This window comes from Variovorax rhizosphaerae (genome assembly GCF_037889975.1).
Lineage (GTDB): Bacteria > Pseudomonadota > Gammaproteobacteria > Burkholderiales > Burkholderiaceae_C > Variovorax > Variovorax rhizosphaerae.
On record NZ_JBBKZT010000018.1, the window covers coordinates 116,994 to 136,562 of the forward strand.

Annotated in this window: 5 protein-coding genes; all 5 read left to right on the forward strand. The window is 71.4% G+C overall.

Annotated elements, in window-relative coordinates; all coding sequences use genetic code 11:
* Position 1 precedes the first annotated feature (1 nt).
* Complete coding sequence (locus WKW82_RS30355; RefSeq protein WP_340346470.1) at positions 2 to 5,080, forward strand: hypothetical protein; 5,079 nt, start codon at positions 2 to 4, stop codon at positions 5,078 to 5,080.
* A 15-nt stretch (positions 5,081 to 5,095) separates the two neighbouring features.
* Positions 5,096 to 6,592 (forward strand): hypothetical protein, encoded by a 1,497-nt coding sequence (locus WKW82_RS30360; protein ID WP_340346472.1) that lies wholly within the window; start codon positions 5,096 to 5,098, stop codon positions 6,590 to 6,592.
* Complete coding sequence (locus tag WKW82_RS30365; RefSeq protein WP_340346473.1) at positions 6,589 to 8,574, forward strand: AAA family ATPase; 1,986 nt, start codon at positions 6,589 to 6,591, stop codon at positions 8,572 to 8,574. The genes WKW82_RS30360 and WKW82_RS30365 overlap by 4 nt, the downstream gene beginning before the upstream one ends.
* A gap of 114 nt (positions 8,575 to 8,688) precedes the next feature.
* Positions 8,689 to 17,856, forward strand: a complete 9,168-nt coding sequence (locus WKW82_RS30370) for a hypothetical protein (protein ID WP_340346474.1) — start codon at positions 8,689 to 8,691, stop codon at positions 17,854 to 17,856.
* Positions 17,857 to 17,912: 56 nt separating this feature from the next.
* Positions 17,913 to 19,517: an Imm49 family immunity protein gene (locus WKW82_RS30375; RefSeq protein WP_340346475.1), complete on the forward strand. Its 1,605-nt coding sequence runs from the start codon at positions 17,913 to 17,915 to the stop codon at positions 19,515 to 19,517.
* Positions 19,518 to 19,569 lie beyond the last annotated feature (52 nt).

Consider the following 19,569-nt stretch of genomic DNA (forward strand, 5'->3'; position numbering starts at 1 on the left):
CGTGAGCACCATCGTCCCCATCGCCGCGCCGCTCCCTGGCGAGCGTGTCATCGCGCTGCAACCCGGCAACGCGTCCGACGCGGCCACCGACTGGCTGCGCCGTCCGCACCTCTTCGCCGGCCGCACCCTCAGCGCCGCCACGCTCGCCGCGCGGCAGGCCTGGGCGGCAGGACGCATCGCGCAACGCGGACAGGCCTTCACGGCCGGCGTGGTCAACGGCCTCGAAGTCAACCATCGGCTCGAAGCGGTCCCACCCGCCGAGGGCGGCGGCAACCAGTTGCGCCTGTTCATCGAGCCCGGCCAGGCCTTGGCCGCGAGCGGCGAGGACATCACGCTGACGCGCCCGATCTCCCTGCGCCTGGCCGACCTGCCGGTGCTGGCCCCGCCCGCATGGTTCAGCGCGCCGTCGCCCACGCCGCCCGCCCCGCCACCGGACCCGAACGACCCGACGCCGCCCGCCACCTTGCCCACGCTCGACGCCCGCAGCATCGGCACCCTGCCGCTGTCGCAACTGCTCGTCACGGCCGGCGCCCGCATGTCGCGCGTCGGCATCCTGGTCGCGCAACCGGTGGTGGTCGACGTGTCCAGCATCGACCCCAACGACCCCTGCGACTTCTGCACCTGCGGTGGCGCGGCCGACGATGGCGCCGCCTACGAGGACGTGCGCATCGGCGACGGCCTGCGCCTGCTGTGGTACCCGTGGCCCGAGGAGTGGCGGCCGCTGCCGACCAGCGTCCTGCGCTTTCGCAATGCGCTCGCGCATGCCATCTTCGAAGCCGAGGCGGCGCTCGCGCCCGGCGAGGTCTTGCCATGGGCCGATGCCGGCGTGGCGCTCGCCCTCTTCGCACTCGACACCGCCGCAACGGCAGCCACCGCCACCACCGTCATGCCGCTGTTCAGCGACCGCGCCAGCGTCGTGCGCCAGGGCGGCCGTGCGCGCGAAGCCCGTCTCCAGCCTGGCGCCACCATCGACGGACGGACACCCCTGCTGGCCAACAGCCGCCTGCCCGCGCTGTGGCAGGCGCGCATCGAGCAGTTCGCCGAGCAGATCGCAGAGCTGGGCGATCCCGCGCCGCCGCCCCAGCAGTTGGCCGACCCCTTCCTCACGCTGCCACCCTGCGGCTTGCTGCCGACCAACGCCTTGAACTTCGCGACATGGCGCAGCGACTTCTTCCCGCCACTGACCACGCTCGACGCCGTGCCCGTGCCCATCGAGCAACTCGACGCCGCCTTCCGCGATGCCGCGGCGCTCGCGCCCGTCGACCTCTCGGCGCCCAACCGCGTCCGCTTGCTGGTCCCAGTGCCGCAAGCCTCGTGGGAGCCGCGCCTGCTCAAGACCGACGTGATCGACCCCGAGTTCAATGCGACCTTGAACCGCTTCCTGCTCCGCCGCGCCCGCGAACTCGGCGCGCGCCAGGGCCTGCGCCTGGAACTTGCCTTGCTTACACGCGTGCTGACCGGCCAGCCGCAGACCGTGCCGGCCTACAACGACGACCCGCTCGCCGTCGAGACCGAGACCCTGATCCCCTGGGGCCCGCCGCCTGTCGGGGGTGGCCACCGCAGCGCGCTGCGCGCGGGCGCGCACCAGCACTACTTCGACAGCGCCACCGAGATCCTCACGCCCGGCACCGCCGACGCGATGTCGCAATGGGTCTTCCTCGACCCCGACAACCCGCCGCGCATGCTGATGCTGCAATGGCATGTGCGCAACGCCGACTGGGAGCACCGCGCGATCTGGGGCGAGGACCTGATGCCCGGCGTCGGCGCGCCCAACACGGCCGGCCACCGCCTGATGGGCCCGCTGCCGGACCTCGGCCGCTGGGTGCAACTCGAGGTGCTGGCCTCTGTCGTCGGAACCGCCGGCCAGGCCATCGACGGCATGGCCTTCACGCTCTTCGACGGCCGCGCCGCCTACGGCATGGCCGGCACGCGCACAGCCAACCAACAACCGAAGTGGTTCTGCAACGTGCTGCCGCTGGGTGCACGGCGCCAGGGTGACGAGCCCTGGGACCTGCTCACGCAGAACGACCTGTGGGCGCCCTTCGAGCCGGCACGCGGCGTCGTGCCCGCGATCCCGGACAGCGTGCCGGCCGCGCCGAACCTGGTGAACGGCGGCCACCTGGAGCCCTCGGCCGCAGGCATCCACCAGCACTACTTCGAAGGCGCCAACCCGACCTTTGCGCTGGGCACGGCCGAGCAGCTCTATGCCTGGGTCTACATCGACCCGAACGATCCGCCGCGCGAAGTCATGTTGCAGTGGCATGCCGCAGGCAACTGGGAGCACCGCGCCTTCTGGGGCTTCGACCTGATCCCCTGGGGCACGCTCGACACCAATTCGCGTCGGCGCATCGGCGGACTGCCGCCGCCCGGCCAATGGGTTCGGCTGGTGGTGCAGAAGGCCGATGTCGGGCTCTCGCCGACCACGCCGGTCGACGGCATGGCCTTCACCCTGCACGGCGGCAGCGCGGCCTTCGCGGCGTCCGGCGCGGTGACGATCACGCAGACCGAGGCCAGCACCGGCGTGTTCGTCACCAACTTCGCGGAGCGCCCCTGGTTCGCCTTCGCCCCGCCGCCGAATGCGCGCCCCTCCGGCACCTGGCTGCCGATCGAGGCACGCGACCTTTATGCACCGACGAATACATCGCGCATCGGCCGGGTGCAGACCGTAGCCAGCCTGCTGGCCGATCCGCTGCTGGCGGTGCTGTCGGAACAGGAGCGTGCGCAACTCACGGTGCGCGGCCTAGGCCCCTTCGTCGACTACCTGCGCGCCCGCATCGACCGCACCGACGACCTGACCGACCACGGCTTCGTCAAGATGCAGTCGGACATCTACCGGGTGCGGCAACTGATGCTCAGCAGTACCGACGCCCTGCGCATCGCCGTGTCGCCCACGCTGGCCTCGATCGCCAAGGCCGAGACGGCGGTGGCCTCGCAAGCGCAGATCTCCAGCTACATCGCGGGCTTGAAGGTGCCGGTGACCGCCGTTGCGCGAGCGGCGGCGCCTGCTGCGGCGGCGCCCCTGGTCGCGACGCCACCGCTGGCCGCATCGCGCTTCTTCAACACGGCGAGCGTCGGCGCCTCCAACTTCAACCTGAACCTCGGGGTCCAGCTCGAGGCCGCTCCCAAGGTCAACGTGCGCGCCGACCTGCGTGGCGACGTGCAGATGAAGGCCGGCTCGCCGGTGCAGCAAGTGGCCGCGCTCGCCACCTACCAGCCGATCTACGTGGCCAACATGCCCAGCCCGGTCGACGTGGTGCTGTCGGCGCCGGTCATCGGCAAGTCCCCGATCCGCACCACGGCCATCGCCGAGCGGCTGAAGGCCTCGCCCTCGCAGGAGGCGCGCGACTATGCCCTGGCGACGCGGCGCGACACGGTGCTGAAGCTGATCGGCCTGCTCAACGAGTTCATGGCCGACGATGGCGGCGCGCCTTCGGGCCTGTTCAGCGCGGTGCCCGGCGTGAGCGATGAGTTCTACGTGTTCGGGCTGGAGAACGATCCGTTCCTGGCCGGTGCGCCTGCGAACGACGTGACGCTTCGGCGCCGCCGGCTCACCGACTTCCGCGTCAATCCCGCGCTGCAAGGCATGCTGGACGACTCGCCGCCGCTGTTGCGCAACGCGGCGGGCCAGGTGCTGCCGGCCGACGAGTCCACCCTGTTCTCGCAGCTCTCCGACCTGTCCGACAACACCGTCGCGATGCTGCGCCAGTTGGAAGGCCGTATCAACGGCTACCGCAACGCCCTGACGCGCTGCGAGCTGGCCCTGACCGCCTTGCAAGGCGACCGCGCCGATGCCGCCGCGCGTGTCGGTGCCGCGGGCGACCGGCTGGCCGAGGCACGCCACGACGTGGGCGTGGCCCGCGCACTGATCGCCGAGGAGCAAGCCCGCATCGATGCCGTCAACGCGCGCCGCGCGCAGGTGCTGGCCGAGGAGGTGCGCTTTCTCGCCTTCATGCGGCCCAGGGAGACGGCCACGATGCAGGACCTGCCCCGCCGCACCATCGACCCGGCCCTGGCCGAGGCACCGGTGCCGGCCTGCCTGCGCGACCATGCCGACGTGCCCGACGAGCTGGAGGAAATGCTGCGCGTGGTGCGCGAGGCGCCGGCCAGCTGGTTCGTGCAGGCACCCACACTGCTGCGCCAGCTCGATCGCAGCGACCTGCTGCTGCGCACGCTGCAGACCGCGCAGTTGCGCACCACGCTGGTGGCACAGCGCGTCAATGCCAGCGCGGCAATGACGGCGTCGCTCGGCGGCGCTCTGCGCAGCGCGACGCCGACGCTGGGTGTGTCGGTGAGCAACGTCATCGCGCGCCAGACGCCCCTGCTCGCAGCGCGCGTGAGCGCCGTGAACAGCATCGACCTCGTGCGCGCCGCATCGCTGAGCTGGCAGGCGCTGCACGCACAGGCCGTCGAAGTGGTCTCGCTCGGCGACGTCATCGACGGCGACCACGGCCGCAGCATCGTGAGCCAGCGCGCGGCCAACCTCTACGGTTCGATCACGCAGATCTGCGCCTGCCTGCATGCCGAGTTCTGCGGCGTCAGCGCATCGATCCGGCTCGACTGGGCCGAGCTGATGTCGCAGTACGACGCCGCGCCTTCCTTGCGCAACGGTGCCAACCTGCCGCGCTGGAGCGAGATCGACTCGACCGACCGGCGCCAGATGCAGGCCTACATCGACTGGCTGTTCGCGCAAGTCGATCCGGCGAAGGACGATGCGCAATCGCTGGTCAGCGACCTGGTGCGCATGTGCCTGCTGCTGGCGAGCCACGCGCCGGTCGGGCGCATCGTGGCGGGGCGTATGCCGCGGCCAGTGGTGGGCGTGCGGCCCGGCGTGCGCATTCCGCTGGTCGCGCTCGATGCCGGCGACAAGCTGCGCGTCGGCATGCAGGCGATGCTCTATCGCGGCAGCAGCCTGGTGGCGCGAGCGGCCATCGAGGACGTGGGCAGCGGCGAAGTGTCGGCGCGTGTGCTGTCGACAGTCGGTGCGCAAGTCGATCTGGGGCTGGACGTGCGCGTGCAGTTCGCGGCCGGTGAAGTGGTGAGCGCGAAGGCCGCACGCGTCGCGGCGATCGCGTCGCGCTGACCGCAAAGGCAAGACATGACCCGCACCGTCCGCCACCTGCGAATGCGCGTGCCCAGCGAATCGCATGCCCGGCAATTGCAGGTGCGTCTGGACGACGCATTGCGTTGCGCCAGCCTGCCGGACGGGGGCGAGCGCCTGCTTTTCGTGCGGCGGCTCGACCTGGGCCGCATGCCCGAGGGATGGAGCGCGCAGGGCTTGTCCCTGCACATCGAACGCTGCGTGCAAGCCGCGGGATTGCGCTGGGTCCACGGCGACACGGCGGAAGCGGCACAGGCCGGCGCGGTGTGGTTCGCCAGTCCCTTCGAGGCGATGCGCTGCTATGCGCTGCGGCTGGCGGTGGGTGCCGTTCCTGACGCATGGCACTGGCGGCTGGCGCTGCCTCCCGAGGTGCTCGCGCCGGATGCGGACAGGGGCGAACGCCTGCGCCGCATCGTGCGTGAACTGGTGTCGTCGCCCGGTGCGGTCAACACGGTGCCGGCCTTGTTGCAGGCGCTGGAGGACGCCGGCCACGGACGTTGGGCGCGGGCGCAGACGCTGCTCGAAATGGGGGCCTTGCTGCGGGACAGCGGGGTCCGGCTGCCGAGGTCATGGGCCGTGATTCATCCCGTGGCCGACGTGCCTGCGTTGCGGCCCGGCGATGGCGCACGGGCTTTGTCGGGGGATGCGGCGCCCGGAACGGCTGCGTTGGCCAACCGCGCAGGTGCCCCGCGGCATGAAGCGCCTCGCACGCAGCCCCTAAGCGCCACTTCCAACGAGCCAGGAGCGCGCACGCCAAGCCTGGCCTTGGTGACGCCGCCGTCCTCGAAGGCCTCGCCGCGCACTCTCAGCGATACGTCGGTGCCCGCACCGTCACCCGTGGCCACAAGCCATGCGGTCACGCAATCCGTGGCCCCGCAACGCTTTGCCCCGGTGGTTCCGGCAGGCAAGACGCCTTCCACGCCGCACACGCCGCCATCGCAAGTCCTGCCAACAAGCTCGCCATCGCCCTTGCACGACAAACGCGAAGCACCGCCCGCACCACCGCGCACCCTCGAAGCCATCGGCCAGTTCACCACTGCCGGCGGCCTGATGTGCCTAGTGCCCGTGCTGTCCCGCCTCCACTTCGGCGCGGTCGCGGACGACGACGCGGCGCCCCTGATGCAACGGCTGCTGCAACGCATCGCCACCCGCCTCGACCTGCCCCACGATGACGCCACGTGGTCGCTGGCCGCCGCACTTGCCGCACCGGAGGACGCCCGCACCCCCGACCTCGACGCGCGCACCACTCACTGGCTCAACACCCTTCGCCGCCACCTGCGCCTGCAATGCGGCATCGGCCTGGCCAGCCTCGCGCTGCGCCCCGGCTGGCTCGACTGGGGCCCGACCCACATCGACGTGCACCTGCCCCTTGCACAGGCCGACCTGCGCATCCGCCGCGCCGGCCTCGACATCGACCCCGGCTGGGTGGCCTGGCTGCAACGCATCGTCCGCTTCCACTACTTCAGCGGTCGGCAACCCGAGGCCCTGCGATGAAGCGAGACGAAGCCCTGACCGGCGTGGCAGCGGTCGCGACCAGCGATGACCTCCCTTTGGCACAGCGCCTGCTGGCCATGCTCGCCCCCGGCAGCGCACTCCCCGACGCCGCACCGGAGGCGCACTGGCTGGTGGCACAGGCCAACGCATCGGCCTGGCTCGACCTGCCGAGCGCATGGTCCGACTGGCGTGCGCGTCCACCAACGGCCGACGCCCGCCTGCATCGACTCGTGACCGCGCTCCGGCTCAACGCCAGCGAAGCCTTTGCGCTGGCTTTGTCCCATGCCGCCGACAGCGACGTGATGCACAGCCGCGCACTGGCCTGGTTGCAGGCCCCATTGCGCGAGGCCCGACCCACGCTCGGACTCATCGCCTGCCTCGATGCGCAACGCGGCCTGGGCACTGCCGCGTCTCTGACCGCCTTGCTCGACGGCGCCGCCCTCGCCAGCGGCCTGCTGCACATCGAGGAGCCGGTGGACCGCGCCAGTTCCCGCGCCGATGCGGCCCTGCGCCTGCCGTTGCCCCTGCTGGTGACGCTGGCCGGCGGCAGCGGCGCCTGGCCCGGCGTGTCGCTGCTCGACACCGCACCGACGTTGGCCACCACGGTGCAAGCCGAGGCCACGCTGCGCGCCACGCGCCTGCAAGCCGGCGATGCACTGCTGATCCGCAGCGGCGATCCGGCCGAGGCACGTGCGGCCTGTGTCGCCATCGCCCATGCCCGCAACGCCCGCGCCGCGCTCATCGAAGGCGAGCCACCGGCAGGCCTGCTGCCCTGGCTGATCCTGCAAGACGCGTTGCCCGTGCTGTGCGCCGAACCCGGTCCCGGCGATCGTCGCGAAGTACCCCATCGGATACATCGCCTGCCACGCCACGCCGGCATCACCGCCGGCCCGCTGCTGATCGCGACCGGTCTCGAAGGCAGTTGGCAACGCGATGGCGAGCCACTCGCCGAATGGCGCTTGCCCATGCCCGAACCCGACGAGCGCGCATCGATCTGGCAAGGCCTCGGCCACGACGCCACGGAGGCCGAACGCTTCGCCCGCACCCAGCGCCACACCGCCGCGCGCATCGCCAGCCTGCATGCGCGCGCCGGCACGCTGGCCCGTGACGACGGGGCCGCGCAAGCCAACCCCGAGCACCTGCACCGGGCCGCACGCCAAGCCGACGCCGGCACGCTCGGCGCGCTGGCCCAGGCGCTGACGGAAGACATCGACGACGACGCGCTGGTCCTCACGCCGGCGCTGCGCACCGACCTGCTCGCACTGGCCGAACGCTGCCGCCACCGCGAAGGCCTCGCCGACACCCTCGGCCCCGCTGCCCGAACGCGCTACCGGCCCGGCGTGCGCGCCTTGCTGGTCGGGCCATCGGGGACAGGCAAGACACTGGCCTGCGGTTGGCTCGCAACGCAGTTGTCCAAGCCGCTGTTCCGTGTCGACCTGGCCGGCGTCACCAGCAAGTGGATCGGCGAGACCGAGAAGAACCTCGGCGAGTTGTTCGCACGTGCCGAGCATGCCGACGTGGTGCTGCTCTTCGACGAGGCCGATTCGCTGTTCGGCAAGCGCACCGAGGTCAAGGATGCCAACGACCGCTATGCCAACCAGCAGACCAACTACCTGCTGCAGCGCATCGAGACCTATGACGGCATCGTGCTGCTGACCAGCAACAGTCGCAGCCGCTTCGATAGCGCCTTCACGCGCCGGCTCGACGCGATCCTCGACTTTCCGGCGCCTGGGCCGGCCGAGCGCCGCGCGTTGTGGCTGGCGCATCTCGGCGACGGTCATGCGCTGACGGCCAGTGGCTTGAATCGGCTGGCAGCGGGATGCGACTTCGCGGGCGGGCACATTCGCAACGTGGTGCTGACCGCGCGCGCCATCACGGGCCGCATGGGCCTGATCGACTGGCCGGCCCTCGGCGTCGCACTGCAAGCCGAATACCGCAAGCTGGGCCGCGCGATGCCGGTCGGCCTGGTGCCAGCGGAGTAGCTCATGGGCGCGCGCATCCCGGCCCCGGAACGCCGCCGCCGGCCGGTGGCCCGGTCGCGCGGAGGGCCAGGAGGCGACGGGGCGGCCATGCTGTCCGGGCGACACGATGGGAGGATGGATGGACGGCTCGATGCGAGCATGGATGGACGGCTCGACGCGCGGGTTGATGAGCGTCTCGATGCCCGGCTCGATTCGCAGCTAGACGCCCGGTTCGACGCCACCCTCGATTCCAGGCTGGACGCGACGTACGAACCTGCGCTCGACACCCAGGCGGCGGCCGGCTGGCCACGCTACCTCGACGCAACGAACCCCGACGCGACGCCCTACCAGCCGCCCGCCGCCGATGCCCGCAATCCCACGCCGTCGACCCCGCTGGACCACGCCGCCCCCGCCGTGCCTGCCGCCGTGCTGGCACCCGGCGCGCCCGTTCGCCCACCGGCCCCGACGCGACCGCGCCAGCCGCCCGCGCCGGAAGCGCCTGTAGCGAGTACAGCGCCCACCGAACGCAAGGACGCCAAGGCCGACCAAGACGCGAAATCCAACCAGTCCAAGGAAAAAGACAAGAAGGACAAGAAGGACAAAAACGACAAGTCCGCCGCTTCCGCGCCAGGCGATGGCGGTAAGGCAGGACCCGATGCCAAGGGCGGCGAAGCCGACGCCAAGAAGAAGAAGGGCGGACCGTCCTCCCAAGGTGGCGCCAGCCTCGTCGCCGCCGACCCCGACGGCGAAGCCGCCACAGCCTCCGCCGCGCCAACCGACCCGGAGGCGCAAGGCGACGACGGCGCCGAAGCCCTGACGGTCAAGCCCCTCGCCTGGACCCCACTCGCGCCGTCCTGGCCCGCCCCCGCCTCCTTGCCCGGCAGCGAGTTGCTCCTGCCCGAAGCCCAACCCGCCAAAGCACCCGCCCCCGCACCGGCCCCCTCCCCCGCGAGCAACAGCAAGGCAGCCCCTGCACCACCCGCCGCCGGCCCCGCCGATGCCGAGCGCCAACGCCAACGCGCCCCCGTCGCCATCGCCCAGGCCAGCCGCGCCTATGAAAACCTGGTCCGCACCGCGCAGCGCGAGCAGTCCAGCTTCAGCGACCGCGCCAACCAGGTCGCGAACTACATGGCCCAGCAGCACGGCCTGGTTGCCGGCGCGATCCTGCATGCCCGCGACGAGGAAGGCTTCCAGCTCGACAGCGTGGCCGATGCCGCGCGCGCCGCCGTCCAGGCCAGCGCATCCTTCGCCCAGCTCCAGCTCGACAACGCCGCCGCCAACGCGGACCTCAGCATCACCCAGGCGGCCAACAGCGCCTACGGCCTGATCATCGCCGACGACCTCACCGCCGCGGCACGCATCGGCGCGGTGGTCGACGGGCTCGTCGCCGGCCACCTCGGCGCCTACAACGGCGTCATCAAGGCCACCGCCACCGCAGCCGAGGCAGCGACGACCAAGCTCAACGAGTTCCGCAACAACGCTGCCACCAACTACCCGGTCTCCGGCGCGCCGATGCCCGCCGCGCGCAACGAGACGGTGCAGCGCCGCATCCCCAAGTGGGTCGAGAAGGACTTCACCCAGGTCGAGGAGCGCGTCAAGGAAAAGACCAAGGTCTGGACCAAGTCGCGCGACACCAGCGTCTGCAGCCTGGGCTGCGGCTTTCGCGAATCGCTGGAGGCCGAGCGCGTGGCCGCCAACACCGCGGGCCGCGCCGCCGTCGGCAAGACCACCGACGCCGCCCGCAAGCAGTTGAAGGCCCAGGCCAAGGCCGGCCGCAATGCACTCGCCGCGATCGCCGCAGGCCGGTTGGCACAGATCAGCGCCCAGCAGCGCGCGACGCGCAGCCGCCTGCTGAGCCAGGCCCGCGCCGCATTGGGCGGCGTGCGTGGCGAGGCCCAGGGCGCCATCAACGGCGCACTCGGCGCCAGCCGCGCCGCCCTGCCCGGCTATGCGCGCGCGGCGCTCGGCGCACGTCAGGCGATCGTCAATGCCGCGCCGCGCGGCATGGCGGCGCTCAACCAGGCCAGCGAGCGCGCACCCGAAGGCAGCCTCGTCGGGCTGCGCAAGGGCGCCACACAGATCGATGCGCGCCTGTCCGGCAACCTGGAGAACCTGCGGCACGGTCTCTCGGCGCGCGAGGCCACGGCGCATCTCGGCAACCAGGCCTTGCACTCGCAGTTCGAGCAGACGACCAGCAACCTCGGCACGCAGGCCGCGACCGAGTTCGGCGCCAACGCCGACAGCTTCGTCAGTGCCTTCGGCGGGCTCGCCGGCACCGTCAGCGCGGCCGCAGCGAGTTGGGCGCAACCGCTGGCCCAGCGCATGGCCAAGTCCATCGAGGCCAAGCGCGGCGAAGCCGCCGCCAAACTCGCCGAGACCCTTACCGGCAAGAAGGCCGAGGTCAAGGCCCCACCCGCGCCGCAAGCGCCCCCTCCGGGCGCCGCGGGAAAAGGTGGCGCCGCACTCGCATCCAGCTGCGGCAAGTGCGATGCCGAAGCAGGCGGCGCCACGCCCGCGCCTGCCCCCGGCGCCGCCGCTGCCAAGGGTGGCGGCCTCGAGGACGAGGCCAAGACCGAGGCCGAATTCCTCAAGAAGCGCACCGACCCCGCCACCTTGTTCGGCAAGCAGATCACCGGCACCGGCGACCAGGTGCAGAACGACATCGACAAGCGCTCCGCCAACGTCACCAAGGCCTTCGGCGGCGGCTTCGCCGGCACGGTGGACGAGACCGGCGTGGTGGCCGCCGTGCGCGGCGTCAGCGCGGCGCGCGGGTCGGCGCTGGAATGGGAGTCCTACCCCCGCGTGGCGGGCGGCACGCTGGAGCCCGACCTGGTCAAGAACCTCGGCGAGAAGAGCACCGAATACGCTTCCACCCGCGCCTGGCTGCGCGGCGACGCGGTCGAGGCCGCGCGGCTCGAATTAAAGGACTCGCTCGGTTTCTTCAACGACGACGAGGCCCGCATCGAAGCCGTGATGCGCGCGCTGACCCCAGAGCAGGCCGCGGCCCTGGGAAAGCAGCATGGCGATGTCGTGGCCGAGGTCAGCTCCGCGCTGGACGGCACCGACAGCAAGGTCTTCGATGCCTTGAAGACCGGCGACCAGGTCACCGCCGACGCGCTGCGCCTGAAAGACGAAGTCGACGACGCGCGCAAGGAGAACGACAAGGCCGCGCTGAACCGCGCGATCGAGGCCCGCACCACCATGGGCCAGGATTCCGACGCCCGCGCCCTGCTCGACGACGACCCGGATGCACGCCGCAAGGCGGTGGTGGCCGCCCTTGGCGGGCTTGTGGCCGAGAGCGACTGGGCCAAGGCCGATACCACCGGCGAAGTCGCGAAGATGAGCGCCGAAGACCGCGCCGTGAAGTACGTGACGCGCGACATCCAGGTCTATATCGAGGAAGGCGGCGGCGTCACCTACGCGGAAGGCCCGGCCCAGGGCGGTCATCACTACACGCTCAAGCTCGAAGGCGCGGACAAGGACCTCTCCGTCGCCCTCATGACCGAGAAAGGCGGCGGCGACAGCGTCGCCGCGCGCGCGGCCCGTGTCGGCGTAGCGATGCAGAGCGACAAGGACTTCGACCCGGAGAGCTTCGACAAGGCGACCTTCGACGCGGGCTTCTCCGGCGACCTTTCCAAGGCCACGCCCGAGGAGCGCGCCGCGCACCGCCAGGCAGCCGAGAAGCGCGCTGCCGTCGTGCTGCTGGCCGCGCAGAAGTACGCGCCCGAGCCACCCGGCACACCCGCCCCGGCCGATGCCAAGCCCGGCACCCCACTCGATCCGGCAGCCGCCGCCAAGGCGGCCGCCGACCCCACCACGCCGATGACCGACCCCAAGGTCATCGCCGCACGCGACCGCGTCATCGCCCGCCTCAACGACAAGCTCGGCGCCGGCTCGCTGGATGCGCAACTCGCCAAGGGCCTCATCACCGACGCACGCCCCACCCCGGAGACCTGCGCCATCGCGATGGACCACGCGATGCATGCGCACTGGGGCACCAACGAGGAACTGCTGTTCCGCTTCACCGAGCGCATGAACCGCGACGAGATCGCGGACATGCGCACGGCCTACAAGAAGCGCACCGGCAATTCGCTCGATGCGGAACTCGGCGTCTACGGCGAGGGCGGCGACTTCAACGAACTCTCCGGCGACGACCGCCTGCGCATGGAACGCGCGATGAAGGGCGTCGCGCGCAACGACCGCGAGAAGCTGGAGAACGCGGCCTTCGCCATCGCGCAGCAGCGCAGCGAATCGGGCGGCCTCGGCAGCATGCTGGCCGACGGCACCTATGCCGACCGGGCCATGGCCGCCACCACCAAGCAGCTGGAAGCCCTGGCCGGCGGCCCGATCGCGCTGAACCGGCGCGGCGAGCTGCTCTCCAGCCTGCCGAACTTCAAGGGCGACGACTACACCGGCGCCGACCGCGCCACCTTCGAGGCCACCACCGCCATCGCGCAGACGGTGGCCGAGAACTATTCGGCACGCATCGATGCCTTCGCCGACATCGCCACCACCGGCATCGCGATCCTGGGCGCGATCGCCGCCGCGGTGATCACCGTTGTCACCGGTGGCGCGGCAGCCCCGCTGATCGCCGCGGCCGTGGTCACGGGCCTGGCCTCGATGAGCGCCAACTACGCGATCAAGGGCGGACGCTACGGCTGGGAACAGGCCGGCATCGACCTCGCGATGACGGCGGTGCAGGCGATCACGGCGGGTGTCGGCGCGCAACTCGGCAAGGCGGCGCAGGTGGCGTCGAAGGCGGCGCAGGCCGCACAGACCGCGTCCCGCTCGCTGGTCACGCTGGCCAAGATCTTCACGGGCAACCCGGTCGTCGACCAGATCATCATCGGCGCGATCACCGGCGGCATCGGCGGCCTCGGCAACGCGGCGCTCAACGAGCAGACCTGGAAGGGCAGCAGCGGCGATTCGGTGATGGCGCTGCTCGGCGGCCTCATCAAGGGCGGGCTGGCCGGGGCGGCGACGGCGAGCGTGACGCAGTCGATCGAGGCGCTGGGGCGCAATGCGCCGGCCATTCGCGCGCAGGCCGAGAAGCTCGCGGCCGGCGGTGCGCTGAGCCGCGTGGCGGGTGTCGGGCTCAAGGGCGTGTCGAAGGTCGGCAGCGCCATCGGCGCGGGCATGAACGCCTCCAGCGAAGGCGGGCTGATCAAGGGCGGCCTCGGCATGGCCGGTCGCGGCCTCACCAAGGCGAGCATCTCGGCCGCGGGCGGCATGGCCGGCAAGGCAACCGAACTGGCCGTGGACAAGGGCACCGGCAAGTTCAAGGGCGACATGGGCGCGGCCCTGGTCGAGATCGGCCATGCGGGGCTGCATTCGTTCGTGCAGGGCTTTGGCGAAGGTGCGGCCGAAGCGGTCGGCCAGGGCATCCAGAACCGCGCACAGAAGGCCAGCGGCGCGCGCATCAACTCGGAGCGCGAACGCATGGGCTTGAAGCCGCTGGAAGGCGATGCGCTCCATGCGGCGGTGGAAGACCTGCAATTCCTCAACACGCATGGCCGCAACGGCAACGATGCGATGGGACGCGCGATCAATCTGGACCACATCGCCACGCATGGCGGGCTGGTCGAGACGCCGGCCGCTGCACCCGCGGCCGGACGCGCGACACCGCACGGCACCGAAGCGGAAGGTGCCACACCGCGCGCTGCTGCCGACAGCGACGCTGCAACCGCGGCCCGCACGGCTGGCGGCAGCGATGAAGCCGCGGCACCTCGCGTCACGGGCGGCGCCAATGAAGCCGCCACGCCTCGCGCTACATCCGGCGCCGATGAAACCATCGCGCCTCGCACCTCGACCGGTGACGACGCTCCCGCACCGCGCCCCGCTGCCGCCGAGGAGACCCAAGCACCCAAGGCAGCCGCGGCTTCGGACACCGATCAGCGCCTCTTCCCCAAGCTCAGCGACGCCGAGATCGCCCACGCCATCGACCATGCCGAGGCCGGCCCGGCGATGCGCATCGGCGCCGAGCAACCCGGTGCCGACACGCGCGCCCTGCACCCCGCCAGTCCGGAAGCCACGCTGCTGCAACGCCAGGCCGCCGGCGCCCTGCACGAGCAGGCCGATGGGTTGATGAAGCGCGCGAACGGCCTGCTCGACAAGGCCATCGCCAAGGATGCGGAAGCAGCTCTGGCCGACACCCACAACCCCCGTCGCGCCGCCGCGTTGCGCGAGGAATCCAGGAAGCTGCTCAACGAAGCCATCGCACTCGAAGCGCAAGCCGTGCAGCACCGCGCCGAGGCCGCCGAATTCGCCAGTGGCCGCAAGTCCGCCAAGGCCGACCTGCCCGGTCCGGAAGACGTCGACGCGATGTTCGCGGAGTTGCACACCAAGCCCGGCCCCGACATGTTCCAGATCCCTCTGTCCGCGGTGGAACGCAACCCCGAGTTGCTGCCTCGCCTGATCCGGCCGCTGCTCGAAGGCGAAGGCGGCGGCCGCCTGGTGTTCCGCGTCGAGAGCGAACGCAGCCGCTCGCTGGTGCATGTCGATGCGCAGGGCAACGCGCATGTCGAGGGCGGCGCGTCGGCGCACCTGAACTTCGGTTCCTTCGAGCGCGCTGTCGAGTTCGTGATGAACAACAGCCAGGGCAAGGCCCGCATCATCGCCTTCGAGGTCGACGAAGGCTGGGTCCGCGCGATGCGTTCCGCTGCGATCCCTGAGGCCGGCACCGCCGATCTGCACGGCCAGCCGCGCCTGGTCGACGTGCGCTTTGCCGACGACCAGCTGGAAGTCCCGGCCGGCCTCATCGGCGAGCTGAACCGCATGATCAAGCCCGGCAGCGGACGCGTGCACGAGATCGATGCACCCGCCGGCCCCGAGGGCGGCCCCGCGCCCAACCCGCTGCTGCCGCACGACGGCACCGCCTCGCCCATAGGAGGCTCGCGCATGCAGCTGGCGACGGAGCCGGTCATCACGCACCCGCTCAATGCGCTCAATGCCGCCATCGGCGAGGCCTTCGGCCTGAGCAGCGTCGGCCCGCTGGCGACCCACGGCACCAGCGAAAGCGCGTTGCACCTGTCGATGACCGATGCCGAAGGCCGGCCGATGAAAGTCAAGGTCGAGGTCGGCGAAACCGAGCACGGCGCCGTCGCCAGCTTCCGTCGCAACCCCGATGGCGACGACCCGATGTACTTCGTGCGCCTGTCGCCGAACGCCCCGCTGGAAACGCATGGCCGCGCCATCGCGCATGAACTGACCGAGGTGCGCCACCACCACACCGAAGCCGGCGCCGCCCCGGATGCATTGAGGCCCGGCGCCGCCGTGGGCGATCGCCTGTCCGCCCACGATCGCGGCCGCCTTGGCGAACTGGAAGTGCTGGCGAAGCGCCTCGCCTCCGTGCCAGAAGCCGACAGCGCCGCCCGCGCCCAGGTCCATGCCGACATCGAAGCCCTCGCCGCGCATCTTGGCCTCCTGCACGCCGACGCAGCCGACCCGCGCCTCAAGCTCGCCCTCGACGCGCTGCCAGAACATTCACCCGCCCGCACCGCACTGTCCGACGCACAGCAACGCGCACGCAGCACCGACGACACCGGCGACCTGCTCCAACCCGGCCGCGCACCCAAGGAAGGCGCGCAGCCCAGCGCCGCCGACCGCCGCAAGCTCGCCGAACTCGAAGCCATGCTGCGCAACCTGCCGCCCAAGCCGACCGACGGCAGCGCCGAGCCCGCCGCCGTACTCGCGCTGCGCCATGCCGCCGAAGCCAAGGCCGCGGAACTCGGCCTCGCCTTCGGCCAGCACGCACCCAAGCGCGCCAGCCTCGCAGAGACGCTGCTCGGCGAGCCGCACCTGATCGCCCGCCTGGCCGAAGTGCGCACCGGCGCGATGGACAACCCGTTCATGAAGCCGCTCACCGGCACGCCCGCCGATGTGCCGACGCTGCTGAAGCAGATCGAAGTCGCCGCCGCGATGGGCAACCGTGCGCAGGCCACCGAGCTTGCGCAGATCGTCGGCCTGCATCTCGAACAGGGCGGCCAGCTCGCAAGCCCGCTCGCCACGCTGCATCCCGAAATGACTTCGCCCGCCCTGCGCGCCGTGCTCGCCGACGTCGTGGAACGCCACACCGCGCGCCTGAAGGAACCCACCCTGCGTGCCGAGGCCGAGGCCCTGCAACGTCGCCTCGACGTGACGCCCATCGGCCGCTCGAAGGGCGTGCAGACGCAGCGTGCCGAACTGGAAGCACGCATCCGCACCCTCAACGCGCAAGCCGACGCCGAAGGCCGCGTCGCCTTGCGCGAGCACGGCACCTCCGCCGCCGATGCCCGTCGCGACGCCGCGACCCGCCAAGCCCAACGCGTCGACAAGGTCCCCGAGGTGCTCAACCACATCGCCAACGGCAAGCTGGTCGCGCAGTTGTTCGCCGATTCCCCGAGCTTCCAGAAGTTCGGCGAATTCATGGCCCTGCGGCGCGACCTGAACGAGGGCCGGCAGTTCACCGACATCAGCGCCGGCCGCACCGACAAGGGCCTGGACGTGATGACGCTCGGCCGCGCGGAGAGCATGGAGATCGCGCTGCTGCACTGGATCACCGGCCACTACATCGACGCGGGCACCGGCCAGTTCAACCAGCTGGGCGACCTGGTGTTCCTCAAGCCGGTGGGTGGCACCTCGCCGACCTTTGCGGGCGCCCATCCCGCGCTGCTGGCCACCGACCTGGTCGAGGTCGCCATCCGCGCCTCCGGCCCCTTGCGCCCCGGCGAGGAACCCGTGAGGCACATCGTCAACATGACCCCCGACGAAGCCGCCGCACACCGCAACGACCTGCTGGCCCGCCGCGACGCGCTGGAACTGGAGATGGCCAGCCATCCCAAGGGCAGCCCTGCCTACAACGAGGCGGAGGCAATCTGGTCGCGCGTGATCGGCGACCTCAACCGCACCTCCGAAGGCCTGGGCGTCGCAGCCGGCCGCAAGGTCGCCGCAGGCCTCGACGGCGGACCGATGACGCCCATGCCCATCCCGCGCGCCGGCGCCGGCGTGCCTGACCTCGCCTACCGCGACGCCAGCGGCGCCCTTGTCATCATCGAATGCAAGGGCCCGCGCGCCGGCCTGGTCGACCGCGCCGCCGAACAGGGCAGCATGCCGGTGCGCGCCCAGCAAGGCACGCCGGAATACATGACGAGCCTCGGCCGCTCGATGGCAAACTCCTCCGACCCCGACATCAAGGCGCTCGGCCTCGCGATCCTGGCCGAGATGCCGAACATCCGGTATTTCCTCGCGCAGCAGACCGCCGACAACGCCGGCCAGCTGGACCGCATCGTGGTGAAGGCGTACGACATGAAGGTACCTGGGAGATGAATGCGTCGCAGCGTGATGCGTGGGACCCGCCGTTGCCCGAGGCATTGGATCAAGCCTTGGACCGGGCGCTCCAACAAGCGCGTCTCGCGCATGCCGCCGGCGACCTGGCCCGGCGCGATGCAGCACTGGCCCAGGCAGCCACAATGGGACGCGTGCTGGCAGTTGCGCTGCTGGCGCCACCCGGGTCGACCTTGCACTGGAGCGAACCGGCCCATCGATTCGAGGCCATGCACGTGCAGGCCAGCCCTGCGGCCTTGCTGCCGGCGCTTGCGGTGGCGCTGCTCGCCAACGATCGCCATGCCCTGCGTGCGCTGCTGATGCCTGGGGTGTTCGCCGCGGCGCAAGCCAGCGGCCTCGGGCTCGCCCATGCCCCCTGCTGGACGCAACTCGCCGACCTCCTGGCCAACACCAGCCTTGGCGGCAGGCACGCGCAAGGCGCCCGCGAAGCCTGCGAGCAAGCCATCAACGCAACCACCGACACCGCACTCGACCCGGACGCCAGGCACGCATTGCTTCTTCCGCTCGCCGCGCTGCTCGATGCACTGGCGCGCCAGGATGCCGCCGCCCTCCCCGCCCTGCTGCTCGACGCCTTCGAACGCCACCGGGCCTTCTACGCCGACCCCACGCGCGACGGACTGACCTTGGGCATGGCGGCCTGGGAATTGAGCGCCTGCGCCAGGCTCGCGCAACAGCGATTTGCGATCGACCTGGCGCCGTTGCGCGGCTTCCCCGCGCTGTGCGAGCACGTCGAACCCGCGCCCCGCACGCAGTTACGTCTCTCGCTTCCAAGGCGCACCGTGCCCAACGCGCGCCAGGCCGGTTGGCAGGCGGACATCGACGGCGTTCCACGACCCACGCGCCAGGCACACACGGCCGAAGGCGCCGTGCAGATCACCGCCACCGGCAGCTTCGGCATCGACCAATGGCAAGCCGACTTCGCCCTCGATGCCTCCGCACCCGGCCTGTCGTCGGACGCCTTGCTCACCGCCTCCGACATCCTGGCCAGGCAACTCGACGGCACCCCGTCCGACGACGCCCAGGAGCGCGCATGGCAGACCCACCTGCTCGCCGAAGCGCTGGCCGCCCTCGACGCCGCGCTCGTCGCACCCGATGCGCAATCGCTCGACCGTGAACGCCTGCTGGCCCGCCGCGCCGTCTACGTCGGCTTGTTGGCCCTGCACGCCGGTGTCCCGGAGGTCGACGCAAGACGGCAGGCGCTGGCGATGGCCGAAGCCATCAAGACACAGGTCCAGCCCCTGCTCGAAGCGTTGGCCCATGACCCCAACGGCGCCGTCCTGCAGACCTTGCGCCCACGCCCGGCCGATGCGGCGCTGGCCTTCACGCCGACGCACGCGGCGGCCTTCTCGGAAGCCGCCGAACGCATGTGGGCGGCCGGCCCCAGGCTACCCGCGGCAACACCCGGCAGCCGCGTCGTCTGCCACGTGGCCCCGGCCGGCATGCTGGCCGACGACAACGAACTCTCCCGCCACTTCCCCGGCGGCTACCGCGCCCTGGCAGCCGATCTACAGCCGCAGCGCGTATGGGTCGCGTGGAAAGTCATCGCCCCCGGCGCCACTGACGGCATGGCCTACGACGGCCTCGTCTGGCTCGACGACCACTGGGCCTGGTTTCCCAAGCCGTTCCGATGGCTGAAGGGCTGAGCCCCGAGGGCCGGACGGCGCACGCCCCGCTGCCCACCAGCACGCGCGAAAA